General features: G+C 69.2%; 21 protein-coding genes. 9 read left to right on the top strand and 12 right to left on the bottom strand.

Going from position 1 to position 20,044, the window contains the following annotated elements; all coding sequences use genetic code 11:
• The first annotated feature begins 16 nt into the window (after positions 1 to 16).
• Positions 17 to 1,435 (top strand): LCP family protein, encoded by a 1,419-nt coding sequence (locus J8M50_RS07750; RefSeq protein WP_010352379.1) that lies wholly within the window; start codon positions 17 to 19, stop codon positions 1,433 to 1,435.
• 119 nt (positions 1,436 to 1,554) lie between these two features.
• Here J8M50_RS07750 and J8M50_RS07745 read toward each other — a convergent pair whose 3' ends face one another.
• A complete protein-coding gene (locus J8M50_RS07745) occupies positions 1,555 to 2,025 on the bottom strand; it encodes a hypothetical protein (RefSeq protein WP_029183664.1) in 471 nt (156 codons plus the stop codon).
• 57 nt (positions 2,026 to 2,082) lie between these two features.
• A complete protein-coding gene (locus J8M50_RS07740) occupies positions 2,083 to 2,448 on the bottom strand; it encodes a VOC family protein (RefSeq protein ID WP_010352377.1) in 366 nt (121 codons plus the stop codon).
• A gap of 219 nt (positions 2,449 to 2,667) precedes the next feature.
• Between J8M50_RS07740 and J8M50_RS07735 the strand changes: the two genes are divergently transcribed.
• Positions 2,668 to 3,459, top strand: a complete 792-nt coding sequence (locus tag J8M50_RS07735; RefSeq protein ID WP_050987179.1) for an SAM-dependent methyltransferase — start codon at positions 2,668 to 2,670, stop codon at positions 3,457 to 3,459.
• A gap of 205 nt (positions 3,460 to 3,664) precedes the next feature.
• Here J8M50_RS07735 and J8M50_RS07730 read toward each other — a convergent pair whose 3' ends face one another.
• The 5 genes from J8M50_RS07730 to J8M50_RS07710 form a co-directional block, all read right to left on the bottom strand.
• Complete coding sequence (locus tag J8M50_RS07730; RefSeq protein ID WP_010352375.1) at positions 3,665 to 6,700, bottom strand: S8 family serine peptidase; 3,036 nt, start codon at positions 6,698 to 6,700, stop codon at positions 3,665 to 3,667.
• A 252-nt stretch (positions 6,701 to 6,952) separates the two neighbouring features.
• Positions 6,953 to 7,579: an HAD family hydrolase gene (locus tag J8M50_RS07725; RefSeq protein WP_010352374.1), complete on the bottom strand. Its 627-nt coding sequence runs from the start codon at positions 7,577 to 7,579 to the stop codon at positions 6,953 to 6,955.
• On the bottom strand, positions 7,572 to 8,915 hold the full coding sequence (locus tag J8M50_RS07720; RefSeq protein WP_010352373.1) for an LCP family protein: 1,344 nt from the start codon (positions 8,913 to 8,915) through the stop codon (positions 7,572 to 7,574). Before J8M50_RS07720 ends, J8M50_RS07725 begins: the two co-directional genes overlap by 8 nt.
• Positions 8,916 to 9,024: 109 nt before the next feature.
• A complete protein-coding gene (iscB, locus tag J8M50_RS07715) occupies positions 9,025 to 10,554 on the bottom strand; it encodes an RNA-guided endonuclease IscB (protein WP_010352371.1) in 1,530 nt (509 codons plus the stop codon).
• A gap of 253 nt (positions 10,555 to 10,807) precedes the next feature.
• Entirely contained in the window at positions 10,808 to 11,233 is a 426-nt protein-coding gene (locus tag J8M50_RS07710) for an ATP-binding protein (RefSeq protein WP_010352370.1), read from the bottom strand.
• A 157-nt stretch (positions 11,234 to 11,390) separates the two neighbouring features.
• Between J8M50_RS07710 and J8M50_RS07705 the strand changes: the two genes are divergently transcribed.
• The 6 genes from J8M50_RS07705 to J8M50_RS07680 all read left to right on the top strand — a co-directional run bounded on the left by J8M50_RS07705 (position 11,391) and on the right by J8M50_RS07680 (position 14,219).
• Complete coding sequence (locus J8M50_RS07705) at positions 11,391 to 12,242, top strand: helix-turn-helix domain-containing protein (RefSeq protein ID WP_010352369.1); 852 nt, start codon at positions 11,391 to 11,393, stop codon at positions 12,240 to 12,242.
• A 10-nt stretch (positions 12,243 to 12,252) separates the two neighbouring features.
• Entirely contained in the window at positions 12,253 to 12,447 is a 195-nt protein-coding gene (locus tag J8M50_RS07700) for a DUF397 domain-containing protein (RefSeq protein ID WP_010352368.1), read from the top strand.
• An 88-nt stretch (positions 12,448 to 12,535) separates the two neighbouring features.
• Positions 12,536 to 12,727 carry a hypothetical protein gene (locus J8M50_RS07695; protein WP_029183661.1) on the top strand — a complete coding sequence of 64 codons (192 nt, stop codon included), beginning with the start codon at positions 12,536 to 12,538 and terminating at the stop codon, positions 12,725 to 12,727.
• 49 nt (positions 12,728 to 12,776) lie between these two features.
• Positions 12,777 to 13,244, top strand: coding sequence for a DUF6879 family protein (locus tag J8M50_RS07690; protein ID WP_223786180.1), 468 nt, complete (start codon positions 12,777 to 12,779; stop codon positions 13,242 to 13,244).
• Positions 13,245 to 13,299: 55 nt separating this feature from the next.
• Complete coding sequence (locus J8M50_RS07685; protein WP_010352365.1) at positions 13,300 to 14,001, top strand: DUF5753 domain-containing protein; 702 nt, start codon at positions 13,300 to 13,302, stop codon at positions 13,999 to 14,001.
• A 32-nt stretch (positions 14,002 to 14,033) separates the two neighbouring features.
• On the top strand, positions 14,034 to 14,219 hold the full coding sequence (locus J8M50_RS07680) for a hypothetical protein (RefSeq protein ID WP_010352364.1): 186 nt from the start codon (positions 14,034 to 14,036) through the stop codon (positions 14,217 to 14,219).
• Positions 14,220 to 14,362: 143 nt separating this feature from the next.
• Here the strand turns inward: J8M50_RS07680 and J8M50_RS07675 are convergent, their stop codons facing one another.
• The 3 genes from J8M50_RS07675 to J8M50_RS07665 form a co-directional block, all read right to left on the bottom strand.
• Entirely contained in the window at positions 14,363 to 14,743 is a 381-nt protein-coding gene (locus J8M50_RS07675; protein ID WP_010352363.1) for a VOC family protein, read from the bottom strand.
• Positions 14,744 to 14,753: 10 nt separating this feature from the next.
• Positions 14,754 to 15,119 (bottom strand): VOC family protein, encoded by a 366-nt coding sequence (locus tag J8M50_RS07670; protein WP_010352362.1) that lies wholly within the window; start codon positions 15,117 to 15,119, stop codon positions 14,754 to 14,756.
• Positions 15,120 to 15,181: 62 nt separating this feature from the next.
• The gene (locus J8M50_RS07665) at positions 15,182 to 16,345 is read right to left on the bottom strand and encodes an acyl-CoA dehydrogenase family protein (RefSeq protein ID WP_010352361.1); all 1,164 of its coding nucleotides are present in this window, start codon (positions 16,343 to 16,345) and stop codon (positions 15,182 to 15,184) included.
• Between the two features lie 169 nt (positions 16,346 to 16,514).
• Between J8M50_RS07665 and J8M50_RS07660 the strand changes: the two genes are divergently transcribed.
• Complete coding sequence (locus J8M50_RS07660) at positions 16,515 to 17,858, top strand: UDP-glucose dehydrogenase family protein (protein ID WP_010352360.1); 1,344 nt, start codon at positions 16,515 to 16,517, stop codon at positions 17,856 to 17,858.
• Positions 17,859 to 18,116: 258 nt separating this feature from the next.
• On the opposite strand, the gene J8M50_RS07655 is transcribed toward J8M50_RS07660, so the two are convergent.
• A complete protein-coding gene (locus tag J8M50_RS07655) occupies positions 18,117 to 18,365 on the bottom strand; it encodes a hypothetical protein (protein ID WP_040835909.1) in 249 nt (82 codons plus the stop codon).
• 439 nt (positions 18,366 to 18,804) lie between these two features.
• Positions 18,805 to 19,893 carry a dipeptidase gene (locus tag J8M50_RS07650; RefSeq protein WP_010352358.1) on the bottom strand — a complete coding sequence of 363 codons (1,089 nt, stop codon included), beginning with the start codon at positions 19,891 to 19,893 and terminating at the stop codon, positions 18,805 to 18,807.
• Positions 19,894 to 20,044 lie beyond the last annotated feature (151 nt).

The raw sequence follows: 20,044 nt of genomic DNA, 5'->3' as shown, positions 1-20,044 counted from the left end.
CCGGAGGTTCCCCCACATGCCCCGTACTCCTCGCTCCCGCCGCCCCCCGCGCCGCCGTACGCGTCCGCGCTGGGCGCTGCGGCTCACCACGACCCTCTCCGTCGTCGTCCTCGCGTCCGCCGGGATCGGGCACTCCGTCGTCACGACGCTCGACGCGGACATCGCGCGCGTGGACCCCTTCAAGGACATGAAGAACCGTCCTCGTGCGGGGCACGGGATGAACGTCCTGCTCGTCGGGACCGACGGGCGCGACAAGATCAGCGAGGCGGAGCGGAAGCGGTACCGGCTCGGTGGGGCGCCCTGTCACTGCACCGACACGATCATGATCGTGCACATCTCGGAGGACCGGGAGCGGGCGAGTGTGGTGAGCCTGCCGCGTGACAGTTACGCCGATACTCCCCCGCACACCGACGACACGACCGGGCAGCATCATCGTGGGCATCCGATCCGGATCAATGCCGCGTACGCCGAGGGCGGGCCGCAGCTCACCGTGCGGACCGTCGAGTACATGACCCGCGTCAAGATCGACCACTATCTCGAAGTCGACTTCACCAGCTTCATGAAGACCGTGGATGTGCTGGGCGGGGTGAAGATCTGTACGTCTGCTCCGCTGCGCGACACGTATACGGGGCTGAACCTCTCCCCCGGCACCCACACCCTCCTCGGTGGCGAGGCCCTTCAGTACGTGCGGTCCCGGCATGCCGACGCGTCCTCCGATCTCGGGCGGATGAAGCGGCAGCAGCGGTTCCTTGCCGCCCTGGTGGACCGTACGACGTCCTCCGGGATCCTCTTCAATCCGCTGCGGTTCCGGGATGTGACCCGTGCCGTGCTGGGGTCTGTGCGGGCGGACCGGGGGTTCGGGACCGATGAACTGATCGATCTCGGGCGGGCCATGCGGAACTTCTCGCCGTCGTCCTCCGAGTTCATGACCGTTCCCATCGGGGAGATGGGGTACGCGGTGAAGGGGATCGGGTCGACGTTGAAGTGGGATCCGGTGCGGTCTGCTCGTGTCTTCCAGGCTCTCCGCGACGACAAGCCGCTCGCGGGTGCTCGTCCCAAGGCCGCCGCTGTGCCTGTCGTCGAGGTGTCTCCCTCCCTCATCCATGTGCAGGTCGAGAACGGGTCCGGGACGGACGGGTTGGGGCGGAAGGCGGACTCCGCGTTGTCCCGCGCGGGGTTCCGGACGTCCGGCAAGCCGGTGACCTCCGCGTCTCGGGTGTCCCGGACGGTGGTCATGTACGACCCTCGGTGGGATCGGTCGGCTCGGTCGCTGGGGGCGGCGCTGCCGGGGAGTGAGCTGCGGGCGGTCAAGGGGGCGGGGGCTGTGCTCAAGGTGGTTGTGGGGGCGGGGTTCGGGGAGGTTCGGAAGGTTCGGGGGCGGGGGGCTGGGGAGGCCGGGGTGTTGCGGGGGGATGAGGTGGGGTGTGGGGAGTAGGGCGGGGGTGGGGGTGGGGGTGGGGTGGCTGGTGAGGTCGTGGGCGATGGCGTTGGGGCTGGTCGCCGTGATGGCCTTGCCGGTTGCCCGGTCGTGCGGGTGCCGGCGATCGACGGTCCTCATCCGCCCTCCCCGCCTCCTGCCAGCCGGCGACGCCACCAGACCTCGGGCCGCCACTGGCGGCTGTCGCTGAAGGGGTCGGGCAGAGTCCGTGCGCGGTACACCTCGTCCAGGCGGGCCACGCGACGCTGTAGCTCGGCGCGGGCCCGGACCGGCAACTGGCGCAGGACGTCGTCGAGTACGTCGCGGGCGTGTCTCACATCGTCGAAGGAGTGGCCCCGGCACGAACACTCCGCGTCCTGCGGATACAGGGGTCTGCGTCCCGGGGGTTCCAGGAAGGCGCGGTACCGCCGCAAGGCGTGGTCCGTGGCACCCGGGTAGACGTCGGGGGCACCCGAGAGCCTCTCCACCCGGTCTATCGCCAGGCCGGTACGAGCCGAGATCCCGTGGATCCGGACCGGCGGCGGTCCCTCCGGGGCGCGCGAGCCACGCTGTTCGGCGCGCAGGGCGCCGGGCCGTCTACGCGGCATCTGCCTTTCGGTGTGCGGTCATGGTCGTCATCATGTCAGCCCGCGCGCCTACGGCCTTCAGGCGTCCACCGGGGCCACCCGGATCAGGTTGCCGTCGGGGTCCGCTACCACGAATGTGCGGCCGAAGACCGCGTCCATCGGTTCGGTGATCACTCGGGCGCCCTTCGCCGTCCAGTTCTCGAAGCGGCGGTCGATCTCCTCCGGGCCCTCCTTCACCGTGAGGCAGACCTCGCTGGTGCGGGGGGTCTGGGGGGTGGTGTCGGCGTGGCCGCTCCAGAGGGCCAGGGATGCTTTGTCGCCCAGTTCGAAGGCGATGTAGCCGGGGGTTTCGAAGGTGGGGGTGATGTCTAGGAGGTCGGCGTAGAAGAGGGCTGCTTTGGGGGCGTCGGTTACGTAGACGATGAAGGTGATCGACGTTGACATGGGGTGCTCCCTGGTTGGTGGGTGTGGTGGGGAGCTTGCCTGGGATACCTGACAGGGGGCGTCATGTTTACCTGAGGCGTTGCGAGGTGGCTTCCGGGTCGGTTTTCACCGGCTGAACCCGCATGTAGAGGAACGAAGTCCGCTGTGAAGGTGTGGAGTTGGAAACAACTGTCCGAAACCTGACCCCTAAAGGCCCGTTCCGGATCTACCTTGGTCCCCATGCTCGGGACTTCTCACTTCCGGTCCGATGTGTCACATTCCGCACGGATATGGAACTACTGGCTCGGCGGGATGGGCCACTATCCGGTCGACGCGGAGGTCGGTGACCACATCGTCGCGCTGGTCCCGGCCCTGCCCCGCTCGGCGGTGGCGGACCGCAGGTTCCTCGCGCGGGCCGTCCGGCATCTCGCGGGCGAGGCGGGCATCCGGCAGTTTCTGGACATCGGCACGGGCCTGCCGATCACCGACAACACGCACGAGATCGCGCAGCGGGTGAACCCGGCCTGCCGGGTCGTGTGCGTCGACAACGACCCCCTCGTCTTCGCGCACGCGCACGCGCTGCTGACGAGCACGCCGGAGGGTGCGGCCGTCTTCGTGGAGGGCGACATTCACGACCCGGAAACGATCCTGCGCAAGGCGTCGGCGACGCTGGACCTCACCCGCCCGGTCGCCCTGACCCTCCTCGGCGTCCTCAACTTCGTCCTCGACACGGACGAGGCCGCCTCGATCGTCCGCCGCCTCCTGGACGCGGTCCCCTCCGGGAGTCACATCGTCATCTCCCACCCGACGACGGAGGTCGACGGCGAGGCGATGGGCGAGGCGGTGGCGTACTGGAACGCGCAGGGGGCGTCCCCGATGACCCTGCGCAGCCGCGCCGAGGTGATCCGCCTCTTCGAGGGGGCGCAACTGCTGGACCCGGGCGTGGTGACGTGCACGCGGTGGCGCCCGGAAGGGGCGGGCGCGGACATCGGGGCGGTGACGCACTTCGCGGGCGTGGGGGTCAAGGCGTAACCCACTCGATCACCCGTTCGAGGGATAGCGCGATACGTCGCGTTCGCGCGATCCTGGTTGTGCGGACGCGGACGGCGTCGCGGGACCGAGGGGGTGGGAGATGCGTACGGCGCGACGGCATACGGCGGTGAGTACGACGGCGAAGGGGCGGACCCCCGGTGCCGTGACCGGAGATCCGCCCCGCGTGCCGCTGTGGCGCAGGATGCTACGGCGCGACCGTCAGCGCGGCCGTGCCGATGACCTTCTTGCCGTCCCCGTAGGAGACGAGCCCGAGGTAGACCTGGCCGGACTTGAGACCCTTCCAGGACACCGTGGACTTCGCCACCGCCCCCTGCTTGACCTTCTGCGACGCCGGGGTGGCCGTCACCTTCGGCGCGGGCTTGCCGCCCTTGCCGATCAGCCAGGTGTGGAGCGTGTAGGTCTGGCTCCCGGAACCGGCCGGCGCGACCGCCTGGTTGACGTAGATGTCGTAGGTGCCCGGCGCGAGGTCGGCGTGCTCGTTGTTCCCGGCGCCCGGCGAGGAGACGGCGTTGCCGTCCTTGTCGACGACCCACAGGTCGACGTCGCTGCCCGCCTTGAAGTCGGACGACACGATCGCGACCCGCGCGAGCGCGGTGCCCGCCGGGACGGTGAGCTTGCTCGCGGCGGTGTTCGGACCCGGCTTGGACGGGTTGACGTCACCGGCCCCCTTGAGGGTGCCCTTCTTCGTCGTACCGGCGTAGAGCCCGTTCACGGCGGTGGTGAAGGTCCCGCCGAACCCGGCCTTGGGTGCGAGCGCGACGGAGCCGGAGGCGCCCTTCCCGCTGACCGAGGAGGCCGCGCTCACCTGCGCCGCCCGCAGGGCGACGGCGGAGCGCACCTTGTGGTGCCCGTCGGCCCAGCTGACCGCCCCGAACGCCCACTTGCCGTACGCGGCACTGGCGCGGGTGAAGGTCACCTTGTACGAGGCCGAGCGGCCCGGCAGGACGGTCAGCTTGGCCGGGGAGACGGTGGCCTTGTACCCGGCCGGGGTCTCGACGCTCGCGGTGTAGGTGCCGGCCGAACCGGAGACGTTGGTGACGGTCCGGGTGACGGTCTGGACGCCCGCGAGGTCGCCGACGGAGATCGTCGGCGTGTTCAGGTCGCTCGGGTCGGTCTTCCGCACGCTCGCGCAGACGTTGCGCCCGTCGGTGGTCGCCGGCGCCTGGCCGATCGCGCAGAGGTAGGAGACCCAGTCCACGGCCGTCGAGTTGTAGACGAGCCCGGGGTCGGCCGCGCTGGTGGCGACGACGTGACCGGAGCCGTAGTCGAGCGGGGTGGCGACGGTGCCGCCGGCCCGCTGGATCGGCTTGCCCGCGGAGTCCTTGGTGGTCGCGGTCGTCATCAGCGCCGACTTGACCTCCATCGGCGTCCAGCGCGGGTGCAGCTGGCGCAGGACCAGAGCGAGCCCGGAGACGTGCGGCGCCGACATGGACGTACCGGACATGATGCCCTGCTGGCCGGAGAAGCCCGGGGTGCCGGGGGCGACGCCCGCGACGACGTCCACGCCCGGCGCGGTGATGTCCGGCTTGAGCAGGTCACCGCCGCTGTTGAGGTCGGGCCCGGAGGAGGAGAACCCGGCGACGACGGGGGCTTCCTGGCGTACGGCGCGGGCCGGGGCCAGGACGGCGGTGGCGCCGGAGCCGTCCGCGTACGCCTTCACGGCCTCGCCGTCCGCCTTGTTCAGGTGGACGCCGGGGATGGTGTGCGCGTCGGCGATCTCCTCGTCGGCCGCGTTGGTGTTGTACAGCACCAGGCCGAGCCCGCCGGACGCCTTCACCTGGGCGCTCTTGTCGGCGCGGGCGTTGCCTCCGCGCGCGCAGACCACGATCGCGTCCTTGACCTTGGCCGGGTCGAGGGTGTCGGGCATGCACAGGGCCGCGTTCGCCGCGTCGGCGCCGCTCTTGGCTGCCTTGGCCGCGTCGACGAGCGGGGCGGAGGGCACGCCGGAGCCGGCGATGCTGACGCCGTGGTAGGACGTGCCGTTGCCGAGGGTCACCGTGCCCTGGTAGCCGATGTCGTGGCTGGAGGCGGCGACGGTCGTCACCCACGGGACGCCGTTGGAGGCGGTGCCGGGGCCGGAGTTGCCGGCCGAGGCGGAGACGAAGACGCCGGCGCGGGCCGCGTTCAGCATCGCCAGGTACGTGGGGCCGTTCGCGTGGTCGGTGTTGGAGCCGCCGAGCGAGTAGTTGATGACGTCCACACCGTCGGCGACGGCCTTCTCCATCGCGGCGACGATGTCGACGGTCCCGCAGCCGTCCGTGTAGCAGACGCGGTAGGCGGCGATCCGGGCCGCCGGGGCTATGCCGGATATCTTCGTCCCGGATATCCCGCTGTCGGGGACGTTCGCGGCGATGTTCGCGTTGCCCGCCGCGGTGCTCGCGGTGTGCGTGCCGTGGGACTCGCCGTCGAGGGGCGAGGGCCAGTCGTCCGGCTTCGGGTCGGTGATGCTCTTGTTGAAGTACTGGGCGCCGATCACCTTGTTGTTGCAGGTGACGCGGTGCGCCGGGTCCTGGCCCGGGTCGCAGGTGCCCTTCCACTTCGCGTTGACGACCGCCTGGCCGGGGGCGGCCCCGGGGAAGGCCGCGAAGGACGGGTTGGCGGTGTCGATGCCGGTGTCGAGGTCGCCGAGGATCATGCCGGCGCCCGCGTTGAGCTGGCCGCCGGGGACCTTCGAGTAGAGGCCGCCGGGCTTCTTCAGGCCGAGGAAGTCGGCGGTGTCGGCGGCGGGGAGGGTGCCGGTCGCCTTGGCCGTGGTGGCCAGCGGGTGGACCATCTCGTTCCGGGTCAGCGTCAAAACGCCGGGCGTGCGGGCCAGTTCGCTCGCCTGGGCCGCCGTCAGCTTCGCGGCGAAGCCGTTGAGGAGGAGCTGGTAGCTGTAGAGCGGCTTGACGCCGTCGACCGCATCGAGGACCTTGTCGCGCTCCTGCTTGAGGTGGCGTACGAGGTCGCGGACGGCGTCGGTCGCGGTGTTCAGCCGGGTGCCGAGCTTCGGCGCGGTCGCCGGGTCGGTGGCGACGGGCTGGTCGGCGAGCTGGATGAAGTAGATACCGGCCGAGTACGTCTTCTGCTTGGCGCCGGGCGCGGGCTGAGCCTGCGTCGGCTGCGTCTGTTGCGGGGTCGCGGCGAGCGCGGGCGTGCCGGACGCCAGGACGAGGGCGCCGACGACGGTAGGGGTCAGCAGGGCCGCTCTGCGGCGCAGGCTGGGGTGGTGCTGGGACAAGGTGGGCCTTCCCCCGCGCATGCCGGCCCACGGGGAGGGGGCATGCGCATGACGGTCGCAAGTGGAGTGGTCGAGTCCCCCGAGATGACCGTCATCTTGTTACGCGTGGGGCTGGTGGGGAAGGTGCGCCCGCTTGAAGTCTCAAGAAATTCACAGCAGTTTCACGGACTTCGCCGGTTGTTCTTCTCTACCGGGGGGTACCGGCCGGAAGTTCACCGGGAGGAAGGGGCCCGTTCCTGGAACGCGCCGCTCTCACCGCAGCAGCGGCTCCAGCGCCCGCTCCAGGTCCGCCGCCTCGCGGAAGTGCACCGTCGACATGCCGAGCGCCTGCGCCGCCTCGACGTTCTCCAGCGTGTCGTCCACGAACAGGCAGCGCTCCGGCGGGACTCCGGCCAGCTCGACGGCGAGGCGGTAGATCCGCGGGTCGGGCTTCGCGAGGCCGACGCGGGCGCTGCTGACGACGTGGTCGGCAAGGTCGGTGAGCTTCATCTCCGCGAGGTCCGCCTCCAGCTCCAGCGTCGCGTTGGTGACCAGGACCAGGGGGACGTGGACGCGGGCGCGGCGCAGGAGGGTGACGACGGTGTCGTCCGCGTGGAAGGGGGACTCCAGGAGGGCCAGGCCCAGGGCCCACGCCGTCGGGTCGTCCACCATCCCCGTCAGTTTCTCCGCGATCACCGACACCCACTCCTGGCTGGTGATGTGGCCCAGGACCGCGTGCAGGCCCGTGTCGGGCGCGAACGCGACCTTGAACGTCGTCCCCTCCGCGACCCCCGCCGCACGCTCCAGCGCGTGGATGCCCGAGTTGTCGAAGTACCGGATGACGTTGTCGACGTCGCACAGGACCGCGTCGAAAGGCCTGCCGGGTATGGGCTCACTCACTGGTGACGGTGACCTTCTCGTCGCTGTTCAGCTCCTTGACGAGCTGCTTGACCTTCGTCTTGTCCCAGACGAGGTTGCCGCCGCTGGAGCCGGAGATCGGCATGTTCATCGACGTGCCGTCGCCGCCGTTGACGCCCTTCATCGCGAAGAACATCGAGCCCAGGTCCCACAGGCCCATGTCCTTGTCGACGATCAGCGTGTCGAGGCCCGCGCTCAGCGTCGGGTACAGCGCGAAGGGGTTCAGGACCGTGGCCGGCGTCGCGACCTCGTGCGCCAGCGCGGCCAGGAACTTCTGCTGGTTCTTCGTCCGCTGGAGGTCGGACGCGGCGAACGCGTGCCGGGTACGGACGAACGCGAGCGCCTCCTCGCCGTTCAGCTTCTGCTTGCCGGCCTGGAAGTCGGCGCCGGAGTACTTGTCCTTGAACGCCTTGTCGATGTTGATCTCCACACCGCCGACCGCGTCGACGATGTTCGCGAACCCGGCGAACCCGATCTCGACGTAGTGGTCGATGCGCAGGCCCGTGTTGAACTCGACGGTGCGGACGAGGAGTTCGGGGCCGTCCGTGGCGTACGCGGCGTTCAGCTTGATGTGCTTGCCGGTGCCCTGGAAGGTCTTGCCGGACTCCGAGCCGACGAAGGACGGCAGCTCCACGTCCGAGTCGCGCGGCAGCGAGATCAGCGTGTCGCCGTTGCCGCCGACGTGCAGGATCATCATCGAGTCCGTGCGCTTGCCCTCGGCGGAGCCGGTGTGCAGCTTCTTCTTCTCCTCGGCGGACATGCCCTCGCGGCTGTCCGAGCCGACGATCAGGTAGTTCGTCCCGTCGCCGCCGCTGGGGCGGTCGATGACCTTCGAGAGGTCGACCTCGCGGCGGAGTTTGCTGTCCGCCCAGAAGTACGTTCCGACGGTCGTGACGATCAGTACGCCGGCGAGGGTGATCGCGCCCCACTTGATCCGCTTGCGCCAGTTCGGCGCGGGGCGTCCGCCGCCGGCGTGACCGGCGCCCTGGCCGCCGCCACCGCCGTAGACCTGGCCGGTGTTGTACCCGTCGTACCCGTCGCTCTGCGGGCCGCCGCCCTGGTCCAGGTACTGGGGCTGGCCCTGGCCCTGGTAGGACTGCTGGCCCTGGTAGGACTGCTGGCCCTGGTACGGCTGCTGGCCCTGCTGCTGACCCGGCACTCCGTACCCGGGCGGAGACGTCGGGCCGCCCCTCTGCACCTGCCGCATCACCCGAGCACCCTCGGGCTGTGCGCTCGCGCTGCCGTACCCGTGACCGCCGCCGGCGTTGCCACGTCCGCCCCGGTTGTCACCGGACCATCCCTCGGGCCAATCGTTCATCGGGACTCCTTCGTGGATACCCTGGCCTTTGGGCTGGGGAGGAAACGATGCTCCTGCGGAGCAGGGCAGCGGGTAGGCGGTTCACCGTCGCATGAGCCCCAGCTTTGGATCAAGGCATGGCTCCTTCGGGGCGGGTGGTGTAGGCGTAGCCGTCCGCGCGCTGGAGCAGACGGAAGTACTTGTGCCGTGCGGTGTAGAGGCCGCTGGCGGTCCGGACGGCGAAGCTCCCGGAGGAACGGACCGCGACGCGGCCGGTGTGAGTGCCCGCGTTCTTCCCGGCCGGGACGAAGGCCCGGACGAGATCGCCGGTGGCGAAGCCGAAGAACTGCTTGACGCGGGGCAGGCGCAGGCGGGCGAAGCCGTGTTTGTCGGTGCGGGTGCGGGCGTAGGTGCCGCGTCCGGTGGCACCGACGATCAGGACGGTGCGGGGCCACGCGGTGACGGTGTCGAGTTCACCGACCGAGAGGGCATCCAGCGTGTGGGTCTTGGGCAGTCCGGTGCGGGTGCGGTTCCACTTCGTACGCCCGCCGGACGCCGTGTAGGTGGGCATGCGCTGGTCGAGGGCGCGCCACAGGGCCGAGCGGGTGGCGTTGACGGCGGCGGTGTCCCGCAGCGGGACTTTCGCCCGTTTCAGGATGTCGGCGGCCCGCTTCGGTGCGAAGTCCTCCACGGGTTGGCTGCCCTTGGCCTGGTTGCAGGGGACGCAGGCCAGGGTCAGGTTGGAGACGCGGTCGGATCCGCCACGCGAGCGGGGGTGGATGTGGTCGATGTTGAGGGGGGTGTCCATGGCGCCGCAGTAGGAGCAGGCGCGGCCGAACTTGGCCAGGAGGTATTCGCGGACCTCGGTGCCGTGGAGGGTGCCGTGCTGGTACTCGGCTCCTTCCAGGGGGCGGCCGGCGCTGATGGCATGGATGTCGAACGCGACGCGCTCGACATGCGCGGCGCGGACGGGGGCCCAGCGGGTGAGGCGGTCCACCCATGCGGTGGTGGTGTCCACCCGGTGCCGCAGCGATGGCGGGAGCCAGCCTGCGGGGCGGGTGCGGTTGGAGAAGCGCGGGGCGCGGTAGCGCAGGTTCCGGCTGCGGCGGCCCCGCCGGTAGGCGGACCGCTGCTTCAGCTTCTTACGGATCTGGGCACCACGGTGGTCGAGCTGGATGCTGTACCGGCCCCGGCGCTCACCCGCCACGTCGGTGAACACCGCGATGCCGGTGTGCTTCGAGCCGGGATCAATACCCAGCTCGACACCGTCGACCTGCGATCCGGCGGTGGTGCGATCTTTCAGACGGATCACGAACGGCGTGTGCCGGTCCACGACGGCCCGCCCCGATGCCAGGAGCTTGCGGGCCCTGGCCGGGTTGGTGGGCTGGAGCGGCACACCGTGCCGGTCCAGGACGAACACGACAGGGTCGGCCTCACGGCCGGACTCCCGGACCTCGCGGTCCGGGGTGACGCCACCGGCGGCAGGTGCACTGCCGGTGGTCTCCCCTCGCACATGTTCCACACCGGGTACCACCACGTGGTGGTCTCCGAGCCCCGTTTCGTCCCCGATCCGGGGGATGTCTGCTGACTCGAATTCGAGAGCGAGCTGCTGAGGAAGCACAGCGCGGTCGGTCTTCCGTCCTGTGTGGAACGTAGCCATCAAGGTCACCTCCTTGTAGGTGATGGCTGGTGCTGGTAACGGCGGCCCTCAGCCGGTCTGGCTGAAAGCCCCTCCCTTCAGGGGAGGAGATCCCGTTACGGCCACAGTGTGCCGGTCCGGCCTGCACCCCATACAACCCCCGTCGGAAAATCAGATCCCGCCTGTTGCCAAGCCGACACAAAGTCTCGATCCGCATACGGGAGGAAAGGGTGACGGATGTGACGTTCGGTAGCTATGGGGTGATCCGGAGCAGTCAGCAGGACTTGACCTCGAACCACAGCAGTTTGCCGGCGAGGGTCTCCAGGCCGCCCCACGCGTGCGCGTACGCCTGCACGAGACACAGTCCCCGCCCGCCCTCCGCGTCGGGCGGCGGGAAAGGGGTCCGGTCGTCGGCGGGGCGGGCGAAGGCGGCGGGGATGTACGGGTGCGTGTCCCAGACGCCGACGCGGAGACGGTCCCCACCGGGGGCGGTGAGCCGCACGGAGGCGGGGCCGGTGGTGTGGCGGTAGGTGTTGGTCACCAGCTCGGACGTGAGCAGTTCCACCGGGTGGAGCAGATCGCGCATGCCGTGGGCGGTGAGGGCGGCGCGCACGGTCATGCGTGCGACGTGTGCGGCTCCGGGGGTACGGGGGAGGCGGAGGGAGTAGGTCCAGGTGTCGGGCGGGGATACGGTGCTCATTCGGGGACCTTTCGGCTTACGGGTGGGGCGAGTTGGGCGGTGCGAGTCTCACCGTAGACTCCAGGAGCTGAAGGTTTTGCAGTAATCAGCAAAACCTTCAGCAGTTTCCTTCGTGTGGGTGACCACCACGTCAGGCGTACGAAAGAGGAGCAAGGGCATGACACCGAGGCCTGCCCCCACGGCACGACGCCTCCGCATCGGCACGGAACTGCGCCGCCTGCGGGAACGCGCCGGCATGCCGGCCGTCGAGGCCGCCAGATCCCTGGGGACGACGCAGGCACAGATCAGCAACATCGAGGCCAACCGCTTCGGTGTCAGCGCGGACCGCGTCCATACGCTCGCCCATATCTACGGCTGCACGGACCAGCCCTTGGTCGATGCGCTCGCAGTCATGGCCGCCGACCGCACGCGTGGCTGGTGGGCGGAGTACCGCGACACCCTGCCTCCCCGTCTCCTCGACCTGGCCGAACTGGAGCACCACGCCACGGCGCTGCGCGTGACCCAGGTCATCAACATTCCCGGCCTGCTCCAGACACCGGAACACGCTCGCGCGCTGTTCCGTGAAGCGGTACCCGCTCTGCGGCCGCACGAGATCGAGTTCCGCATCTCCCACCGCATCAAGCGCCAGGCCATCCTCCACCGCGAACAGCCACCGCCGTACACGGCCGTCGTCCACGAGGCGGCTCTGCGTATGCAGTTCGGCGGTCGAGAGGTCGCCAGGGACCAGTTGCGCCACCTCGCCGAGGTCAGCGGGCACCCCGCTGTCACCCTCCGGGTGATTCCCTTCGACGGCACCTCGTTCCCCACCACGGGGCATGCCGTCGACTACTTCCACGGACCTGTGCCGGCCCTCGACACCGTCGAGGTGGATACCGCGCACGGGAGTGAACTCGTGGACGCGGCAGGGCGATTGGAGATGTACCGCCTCGTCCTGGACCGTATGGAGGCCGTTGCCCTGAAACCCGCTCCCTCGCTCGACCTCATCCATCGCATCGCCCGAGACATCTGAGAGACGGACCATGACCGAACCGACCTGGCAGACGTCGACCTACAGCGAACAGGGTTCCGCCTGCGTCGAGATATCCACCGCTCCATCGACCGTCAGCATCCGCGACTCGAAATCCCCTTCACGTCCCCACCTCACCGTTTCCCCCGCAGCCTGGAGCGGCTTCGTCTCCCACGCGGCGGGTGCGGATTCGCGGAGTTTCCAGTAACGGAAACCGGAGCCTCTTGTGGGATGCCTCGGTGTATCGGGACGATCGACGGAGACGGCTGTCGGCCGGCGGAAGGAGTGCGTCAGTGGTGAAACTGACACGGCTGGTGGGTGAGTGCGACGAGGGTGAGTGTCCGACCTTGTACGCCACCGATCGCGGGACTCTCGTTGTGCAGGGAGGAATTCTGGTGGACCACAACCGGGAGGTTCCGGAGCACGAAGCTCTCGTCGAGATTCCTGTCGAGCTGATTCGGAAGGCCGTTCGTGACAACCTCATCTAGTCGTACCCTCGGGGACTTCTTCGCCTCTTTCGAGCGGGAAGCGTTTCGGTTGGAGACGCTGGACGATTACAGCCAGTCCGGTGGGGTCGAGGCTTATCGTGCTTTTCTGGCGGGAGAGGAGCAGCCAGAATCTTATCGGGTGGCCGACTGGTTGACGACCGTGGGGGATGCCACTCGTGCCGGTAAGCGTGTTTATCGCGTGCATTTCCTGTCCCGTCCCCTGACGGATTACCTCCGGTTCGAACTGTCCTGGGGTTATCGGCGGAACATGAGCGTCGGTGAGGAGTTCTTCATTCTCGACACCACCGAGAGCCCGAACCCGATTCCGGACGCGCCCGACTTCTGGCTGTTCGACGATCAGGCGCTCGGCGTGATGGCGTACGACGGGGCCGGAAAGTATCTCGGCAGCGACATCGTGGAGGAAGAGGCGCGGCTGGCGGAGTTCCGGGAGTACCGGGACACGGCACTCGCCCACGCCGTGCCGTTCGTCGAATGGTGGGCAGCATACGGGGAGTGAACAGAGCCGAGTTGGGGTCCGCGCCAAGTTGTCCAAGATCGAGAACGGCGTTGTCATGCCGAGCGTCGTCGATGTGGAGCAGATCCTCACCGCCATAGGTGTCTCGCCGGAGGTCAAGGCCGAGTACATGTCTGCGGCCAGGGCCGCCGCGACCGAGGCGACGGCATGGCGGTTGTACCGGCGGCTCGGACATCACCGTAAACAGCGGCAGATCCAGGCGATCGAGGCCCGGACCAAGGTGCTTCGGCTCTTTCAGCCCGCCCTCGTTCCCGGCCTCCTGCAAACACCGGAATATGTGCGGGCTGTCCTCTCGCGCAAGGATCCTGGTGAAGAACAATTGGTGCGTTCCGTGACCGCGAGGCTGGCCAGACAGGGAATTCTCTACGAGCCGGGACGGCAACTCCGTTTCATCGTCACGGAATCGGTCCTGAGGTGGAGGATCGTGCCGCCTTTGGTGATGGCCGGGCAACTCGACAAGCTCATCTCCGTCTCGCGCCTACCAAGCGTCGACCTCCGAGTCGTTCCGCTCTCGGCACGGCAGACCGACTTCCCGAGCCACTCTTTCTCCATCAAGGATGATCGCATGGTGACGGTGGAGACCGTCCACGCAGAGCTGTCCGTCACCGATCCCCGTGACGTGACGCTTTACATCGAGAAGTTCGACGGATTCGAGCGGGTTGCCGTTTCCGGGGATGCCATGAGGGGGCTGGTGGAGAGAATCCGTGACGAATTCTTGCGTGAACAGGAAACGGCGTAGATCCCCTATGGCGTCCCGTCAATGATGACGTCATGGAAAACGACGCGAAAACTCATGCCGCGCGCTATTTCCCCTTGCCCGAGCCCTCCCCCGTACCCGGCTGCACCGCGTGCCTGTCCTTCGCGACGGCGAGACACCATGCCCGTTCGGTCCATGACCACAGCGCGGTGACCGACGAGAACGTGTTGCTGCGCAGGCACCTGTCGGAGGCGCACTGATGTCCAGGAACACGACCGGCTTCGTGTGGCTGGACCTCACCCGGCACTGCCACAACCGCTCCGGGCCCGAGGGGACGCACGGCGGGAACTCACGGCTCTCGGCGTGAAGGACGTACGGGTAGGACCCGGCGCTCGGCAGGTGGCTAGGCGATCCGGCACAGACAGAACGGATGCCCCGCAGGGTCCAGGAACACCCGGAAATCCTCGCCGTCGGCTCGCCGTACCGCCCGCGCCCCCAGCTCCAGCACTCTCCGCTCCGCCTCGTCGACCTCCTCCCACGTCTCCCCCGCGTCGACGTCCACGTGGAACTGCTGCTGGTCGTGGGGTTGTGAGGGCCATACCGGGGGTACGTGGTCCGGCGCCAGGTTGAAGGCCAGGCGGGGGCCCTCGGGGACGTGCAGGACGATCCAGTCGTCCGACTCCGCCTCCGGCTTGCCGCCCAGCAGTGCCGCGTAGAAATCCGCTAGCGCCGCCGGGGCCGGGCAGTCCACGACGATCGAGCGGAAACGTCCGACAGCGGACATGGGTGACCTCCTACGCGCGGCGTTCCGACAGGCAGAACGGGTGCCCCGCCGGGTCCAGGAGTACACGCCAGCGGCGTCCGTCGGGGGTGTGCGGTGAGCGGGTCGCGCCCAGGGCCAGGAGTTTTTCCTCGGCCGCGTCCAGGTCGTCGACGTCGAAGTCCAGGTGGGACTGCTGCGGGACACCGGACTGGTCGGGCCACGTGGGGGCGCGGTAGTCGGCGACGCGCTGGAAGCCGATGAAGAGGCCGTCCGGCGTGATCAGGCCGGAGAAATCCGCGTCGGATTTCGGGTGGGGGTCCCAGCCGGTCGCCGCGCGGTAGAAGGCGGCGAGTTCGACGGGGTCGGCGCAGTCGAGCGTCACGGCGCTGAGTTTCATGAGGTCCCCTCGTACGGAGTCCCCGGCATCATCGACGCCGGGGACTTCGGAGGGGAACCGGATTACGGCAGGTTGCGGGCCATGACGATCCGCTGGACCTGGTTCGTGCCTTCATAAATCTGCGTGATCTTCGCGTCCCGCATCATCCGCTCCACCGGGTAGTCCCGCGTGTAGCCGTACCCCCCGAGGAGCTGGACCGCGTCCGTCGTGACCTCCATCGCCGTGTCCGAGGCGAAGCACTTGGCCGCCGCGCCCAGGTACGTCAGGTCCGCGTCGAGGCGTTCCGAAGCCGCTGCGGCCTGGTACGTCAGGGCTCGGGCTGCCGAGATCTTCATCGACATGTCCGCCAGCATGAACTGGATGCCCTGGAAGTCCGCGATGGCCTTGCCGAACTGCTTGCGTTCCTTGACGTAGCCCTTGGCGTAGTCGAAGGCGCCCTGGGCGACGCCGAGGGCCTGGGCGGCGATCGTGATGCGGGTGTGGTCGAGGGTCTTCATCGCCGTGGCGAAACCTGTGCCCTCCTCGCCGATCATGCGGTCGGCGGGGATGCGTACGTTGTCGAAGTAGACCTCGCGGGTCGGGGAGCCCTTGATGCCGAGCTTCTTCTCGGGGGCGCCGAAGGAGACGCCCTCGTCGGACTTCTCGACGACGAACGCGGAGATCCCCTTGGAGCGCTTCTCCGGGTCCGTGACCGCCATGACCGTGTAGTAGTCGGAGACGCCCGCGTTGGTGATCCAGCGCTTGACGCCGTTGAGGATCCAGTGGTCGCCGTCGCGGACCGCGCGGGTCTTCATACCGGCCGCGTCGGAACCCGCCTCGGGCTCGGAGAGGCAGTACGAGAACATCGCGTCGCCCTTGGCCAGGGGGGCGAGGTACTTCTTCTTCAGGTCCTCGGAGCCGGAGAGGATCACCGGGAGCGAGCCGAGCTTGTTGACCGCCGGGATCAGGGAGGACGACACGCAGGCGCGGGCCACCTCCTCGATGACGATGACCGTCGCCAGGGCGTCGGCTCCCGCACCGCCGTACTCCTCCGGGACGTGCACCGCGTGCAGGTCGCTCGCGACGAGGGCGTCCAGCGCCTCCTGGGGGAAGCGGGCCTCCTCGTCGACCGCCGCCGCGTACGGAGCGATCTTGGCCTCGGAGAGTGCGCGGACCGCGTCGCGGAGCATGTCGTGCTCCTCGGACGGGCGGTACAGGTCGAAATCAGCCGATCCGGCCACGGTCATTCACTCCAGACGACGCTAATTACCGTTAAGTAACTCAAAGTTTAGGGGGCTGTCCCCGGGACGGATACGTGAGCTACGCGACAGGGGGGAATCTGCCCGGTGAGGGGCCTTCGCACGCCCCGACTATGCTCAGGCAGCGCATGTCCGGACGTAACCCTGTGGAGCCCTCATGAGCCTCAAAATCACCGTGATCGGCACCGGCTACCTCGGTGCGACGCACGCGGCGGCCATGGCCGAGCTGGGGTTCGAGGTCCTCGGGCTCGACGTGGTGCCCGAGAAGGTCGAGATGCTCCAGCGGGGTGAGGTCCCGATGTACGAGCCCGGTCTCGAAGAGCTGCTGCGGGCGCATGTCGCCGGGATCGAGGGGTCGTCCGGGCGGCTGCGGTTCACGCTCGACTTCGCGGAGGTGGCCGCTTTCGGGGACGTCCACTTCGTCTGCGTCAACACGCCTCAGCGGCATGGGGAGTACGCCGCCGACATGTCGTACGTCGAGTCCGCGATCGCCTCTCTCGCGCCGCATCTCGACCGGCCGACGCTGGTCGTCGGGAAGTCGACGGTTCCCGTGGGGTCCGCGGAGCGGCTCGCCGCGTATCTCGCCGCCCACGCTCCCGCCGGCGTCGACGCCGAGCTCGCCTGGAATCCCGAGTTCCTTCGGGAGGGGTTCGCCGTTCAGGACACGCTCCGGCCCGATCGGCTTGTCGTCGGGGTGCGCAGTGAGCGGGCCGAGCGGGTGCTCCGCGAGGTGTACGCGACGCCGGTTGCCGCCGGGACGCCGTTCGTCGTCACCGATTTTCCCACCGCCGAGCTGGTGAAGACCTCCGCGAACTCGTTCCTCGCCACCAAGATCTCGTTCATCAACGCCATGGCCGAGGTGTGTGAGGCCGCGGGTGGGGACGTCGTGCAGCTCGCCGAGGCCATTGGGTACGACGATCGGATCGGGCACAAGTTCCTTCGCGCCGGGATCGGGTTCGGGGGTGGGTGTCTGCCCAAGGACATCCGGGCGTTCATGGCCCGGGCCGGGGAGTTGGGGGCCGATCAGGCGCTCACGTTCCTCCGCGAGATCGACTCCATCAACATGCGGCGGCGGGGGCAGATGGTGGAGATGGCTCGGGAGGCGTTGGGGGGTGGGGCGTTTCTCGGGAAGCGGGTGGCTGTGCTGGGGGCGGCGTTCAAGCCGGACTCCGACGATGTCCGCGACTCCCCTGCTCTGAACGTCGCCGGTCAGATTCATCTCCAGGGGGGTCAGGTGACTGTGTACGACCCCAAGGGGATGGGGAATGCTCGGCGGCTCTTTCCTACGCTGGGGTATGCGGAGTCGGTGGTGGATGCTGTGCGGGGGGCCGATGTCGTCCTCCACCTCACGGAGTGGCGGGAGTTCCGGGAGCTGGATCCGGCGGCGTTGGGGGAGGTTGTTCGGGGGCGGGTGATTCTGGATGGGCGGAATGCGCTGGATCCGGGGGTGTGGCGGAAGGCGGGGTGGGTTTATCGGGGGATGGGGCGGCCTACGGCTTGAGGGGTGGGGGGTGTGCAGGGTGGGGCGGGCGTTCTGGCGTGGGTTTTCCTTGGGGGGTGCTCTTCGTCGGCGGCTTGCGGTGGGGGGTGGTTCCGTTGTGTGGCGGGTGCGAGTAGTACGTGGCTGGTCGCGCAGTTCCCCGCGCCCCTAGGTGGGCTGAGGTGTGCGTTGGAGTGCGGCGCGGCTGGACATAGCTGGGTGAGCGAAGGGGGTGGAGCGCGGCATGGCTGAGGGCAGGTGCGCGGGCGGTGAGGCTGGTCAGTACTGCTTCGGTTCGTAGCCCTTGAACATCGTGTACGCCATGTCCGTGATCATGTTTTCGCGGTTGAGGATGCCTCGGGTGGGGTGGGGGTAGTCGGGCGGTAGGCCCTCCTCCACCAGGGAGACCACCTCGCCGAAGGTGAAGGGGATGCCGGTCTGGCTGACGAGGCTGGCGATGCGGATGAGTGCTTCCTTCGTGCGTACGCGCAGGTCCTCTACGAGGGCGTCATGGTCCATCTCCGTCATGGGGACACGCTAGCCAACTGCGGGGCGGCGGGGGGCCGGTGTGGGAAAACGCCGGTCCAAGGGGTGAAGGGGGAGGGGGCGGCGGCTGTCGGGCTCCGGCACACTCAGCCGTCCAGCTCCGTCACTCGCGCCGCCCGATTCCGTTGCCCTCGGCCCGCCTGACTCCGTAGCCCTCGGCTGTCCAGCTCCGTCACCTCCGACCCGTACGGCCCCGGCACCTCAGCTGTCCAGCTCCTCCAACCCCACCCCGTCCAGTCCAGCCCTGGCACCCTCGCCGTCCAGCCCCGGAACCCGCCCCGTCCAGCTCCTCCAGTCCCGGCACCCTCAGCCCCGCCCCGTCCAGTCCCGGCACCCTCGCCGTTCAGCTCCTCCAGCCCCGGCACCCTCCGCCGTCCAACTCCTTCAGCTCCACCCCTCCAGCCCTCCAGCCCCCGCACCTCTACCCCTCCACCCCCACCGCCCTAGCCGGAGGCTGTTCGCGGCGGTGCTGAGCCGTTCGGGAGAGGAAGTCCGCGCCGCGCAGGACCCGTTGGAAGTTGTCCCACGTGAGGAGCGCGATGTCGGTGTCCGGCCAGCCTCTGCGGAGGAGTTCCGTGATGAGGTGGGGGTACGCCGAGGGGTCCGGGAGGGATTCGGGGTGGGCCGACGGGGAGTCGTACGCGCCCGAGAGGGCTACCGAGGCGGGGCCGGCGACGGCGCGAATGTGGTCCAGGTGGTCGGCCACGTCCGTCAGCGTGGGGCCTGTTTGGTCCGCCGTGAGCGGGACCATGCAGACCCCCTTCGCCCGGCCCAGCGCCGAGAGCAGCTCGTCGGAGAGGTTGTCGGGGTGGGGGCGCAGCGCGCGGGCGGCTGAGCGCGTGCACAGGACCGGCGCCTTGGACAGCGCCAGCGCGCGGACGATCGTCGCGTCGGAGGCGCCGGAGAGGTCGGCGATGACACCGAGCCGGTTCATCTCGCGCACGACCTCGTCCCCGAACCGGCTGAGCCCGGCCTCGCTGGCCCAACTCGTCCCGGCGAGGGTGAGGACGCGCAGCCCGAGGGTGTGCAGGACGCGCAGCACGGCGAGGGAGTCGTCGAGGGCGGGGGCACCGGCGGGCCCGAGGAGGACGGCGACGCGGCCACAGTTGCGCGCGTCGATGACCTGCCCGGCGGTCCGCGCGGGACGCAGCCCCTCGGGGTGCGCGGCGACGACCGTACGGACGAGGTCGAGCTGTTCCAGCGTGACGCTCACCGCGCTCCCGGCGCCCTCGGGCAGGTGCAGGGCCCACAGGACCGCGCCGACGTGGCCCTCCCGCAGCCGGGGGACGTCCGTGTCGACGGCGCTCTCGCCGAGTTCGAGGTCGTACCAGGGCAGGCCCCGCAGCGCCCAGGGCAGGGTGCCGTACCCGTCGACGACGGGGTGCTCCGCGAGGATCTCCCGGGCCCGCTCCAGGGGATCGCAGGCGTAGGGGACCTCCGGGAAGGGTTCCTCCAGCGGCAGCTCGCCGACCTCGGTGGTGGGGTGCAGTTCGTCCTGGAGGTCTGCCATGAGGGGGCTCCGTACGTCTGGATCGGCGTAGTGATCAGCAGTACGGCAACCGTCGCACGGGGTAGGGGAGGTCACCCGGTGGATGGGGCGTTCGGGGGTACGCGACCTGTTTTGAAGGGGTACCCCCGGAGTCGTACCCCGCTACCTCCCA

The sequence above is a fragment of the Streptomyces acidiscabies genome (assembly GCF_020010905.1).
Taxonomy (GTDB): domain Bacteria; phylum Actinomycetota; class Actinomycetes; order Streptomycetales; family Streptomycetaceae; genus Streptomyces; species Streptomyces acidiscabies.
The sequence above is the reverse complement of the archived record's forward strand: the minus strand, read 5'-3'. Positions and strand labels throughout refer to the sequence as shown.

Bases quoted from the DNA above. Each gene is read 5' to 3' on its own strand.
- J8M50_RS07750 (WP_010352379.1), top strand. From the start codon at position 17: ATGCCCCGTACTCCTCGCTCCCGCCGCCCCCCGCGCCGCCGTACGCGT.
- J8M50_RS07745 (WP_029183664.1), bottom strand. From the start codon at position 2,025: ATGCCGCGTAGACGGCCCGGCGCCCTGCGCGCCGAACAGCGTGGCTCG.
- J8M50_RS07740 (WP_010352377.1), bottom strand. From the start codon at position 2,448: ATGTCAACGTCGATCACCTTCATCGTCTACGTAACCGACGCCCCCAAA.
- J8M50_RS07735 (WP_050987179.1), top strand. From the start codon at position 2,668: ATGCTCGGGACTTCTCACTTCCGGTCCGATGTGTCACATTCCGCACGG.
- J8M50_RS07720 (WP_010352373.1), bottom strand. From the start codon at position 8,915: ATGAACGATTGGCCCGAGGGATGGTCCGGTGACAACCGGGGCGGACGT.
- iscB (WP_010352371.1), bottom strand. From the start codon at position 10,554: ATGGCTACGTTCCACACAGGACGGAAGACCGACCGCGCTGTGCTTCCT.
- J8M50_RS07710 (WP_010352370.1), bottom strand. From the start codon at position 11,233: ATGAGCACCGTATCCCCGCCCGACACCTGGACCTACTCCCTCCGCCTC.
- J8M50_RS07705 (WP_010352369.1), top strand. From the start codon at position 11,391: ATGACACCGAGGCCTGCCCCCACGGCACGACGCCTCCGCATCGGCACG.
- J8M50_RS07700 (WP_010352368.1), top strand. From the start codon at position 12,253: ATGACCGAACCGACCTGGCAGACGTCGACCTACAGCGAACAGGGTTCC.
- J8M50_RS07685 (WP_010352365.1), top strand. From the start codon at position 13,300: ATGCCGAGCGTCGTCGATGTGGAGCAGATCCTCACCGCCATAGGTGTC.
- J8M50_RS07680 (WP_010352364.1), top strand. From the start codon at position 14,034: ATGGAAAACGACGCGAAAACTCATGCCGCGCGCTATTTCCCCTTGCCC.
- J8M50_RS07675 (WP_010352363.1), bottom strand. From the start codon at position 14,743: ATGTCCGCTGTCGGACGTTTCCGCTCGATCGTCGTGGACTGCCCGGCC.
- J8M50_RS07670 (WP_010352362.1), bottom strand. From the start codon at position 15,119: ATGAAACTCAGCGCCGTGACGCTCGACTGCGCCGACCCCGTCGAACTC.
- J8M50_RS07665 (WP_010352361.1), bottom strand. From the start codon at position 16,345: ATGACCGTGGCCGGATCGGCTGATTTCGACCTGTACCGCCCGTCCGAG.
- J8M50_RS07660 (WP_010352360.1), top strand. From the start codon at position 16,515: ATGAGCCTCAAAATCACCGTGATCGGCACCGGCTACCTCGGTGCGACG.
- J8M50_RS07655 (WP_040835909.1), bottom strand. From the start codon at position 18,365: ATGACGGAGATGGACCATGACGCCCTCGTAGAGGACCTGCGCGTACGC.
- J8M50_RS07650 (WP_010352358.1), bottom strand. From the start codon at position 19,893: ATGGCAGACCTCCAGGACGAACTGCACCCCACCACCGAGGTCGGCGAG.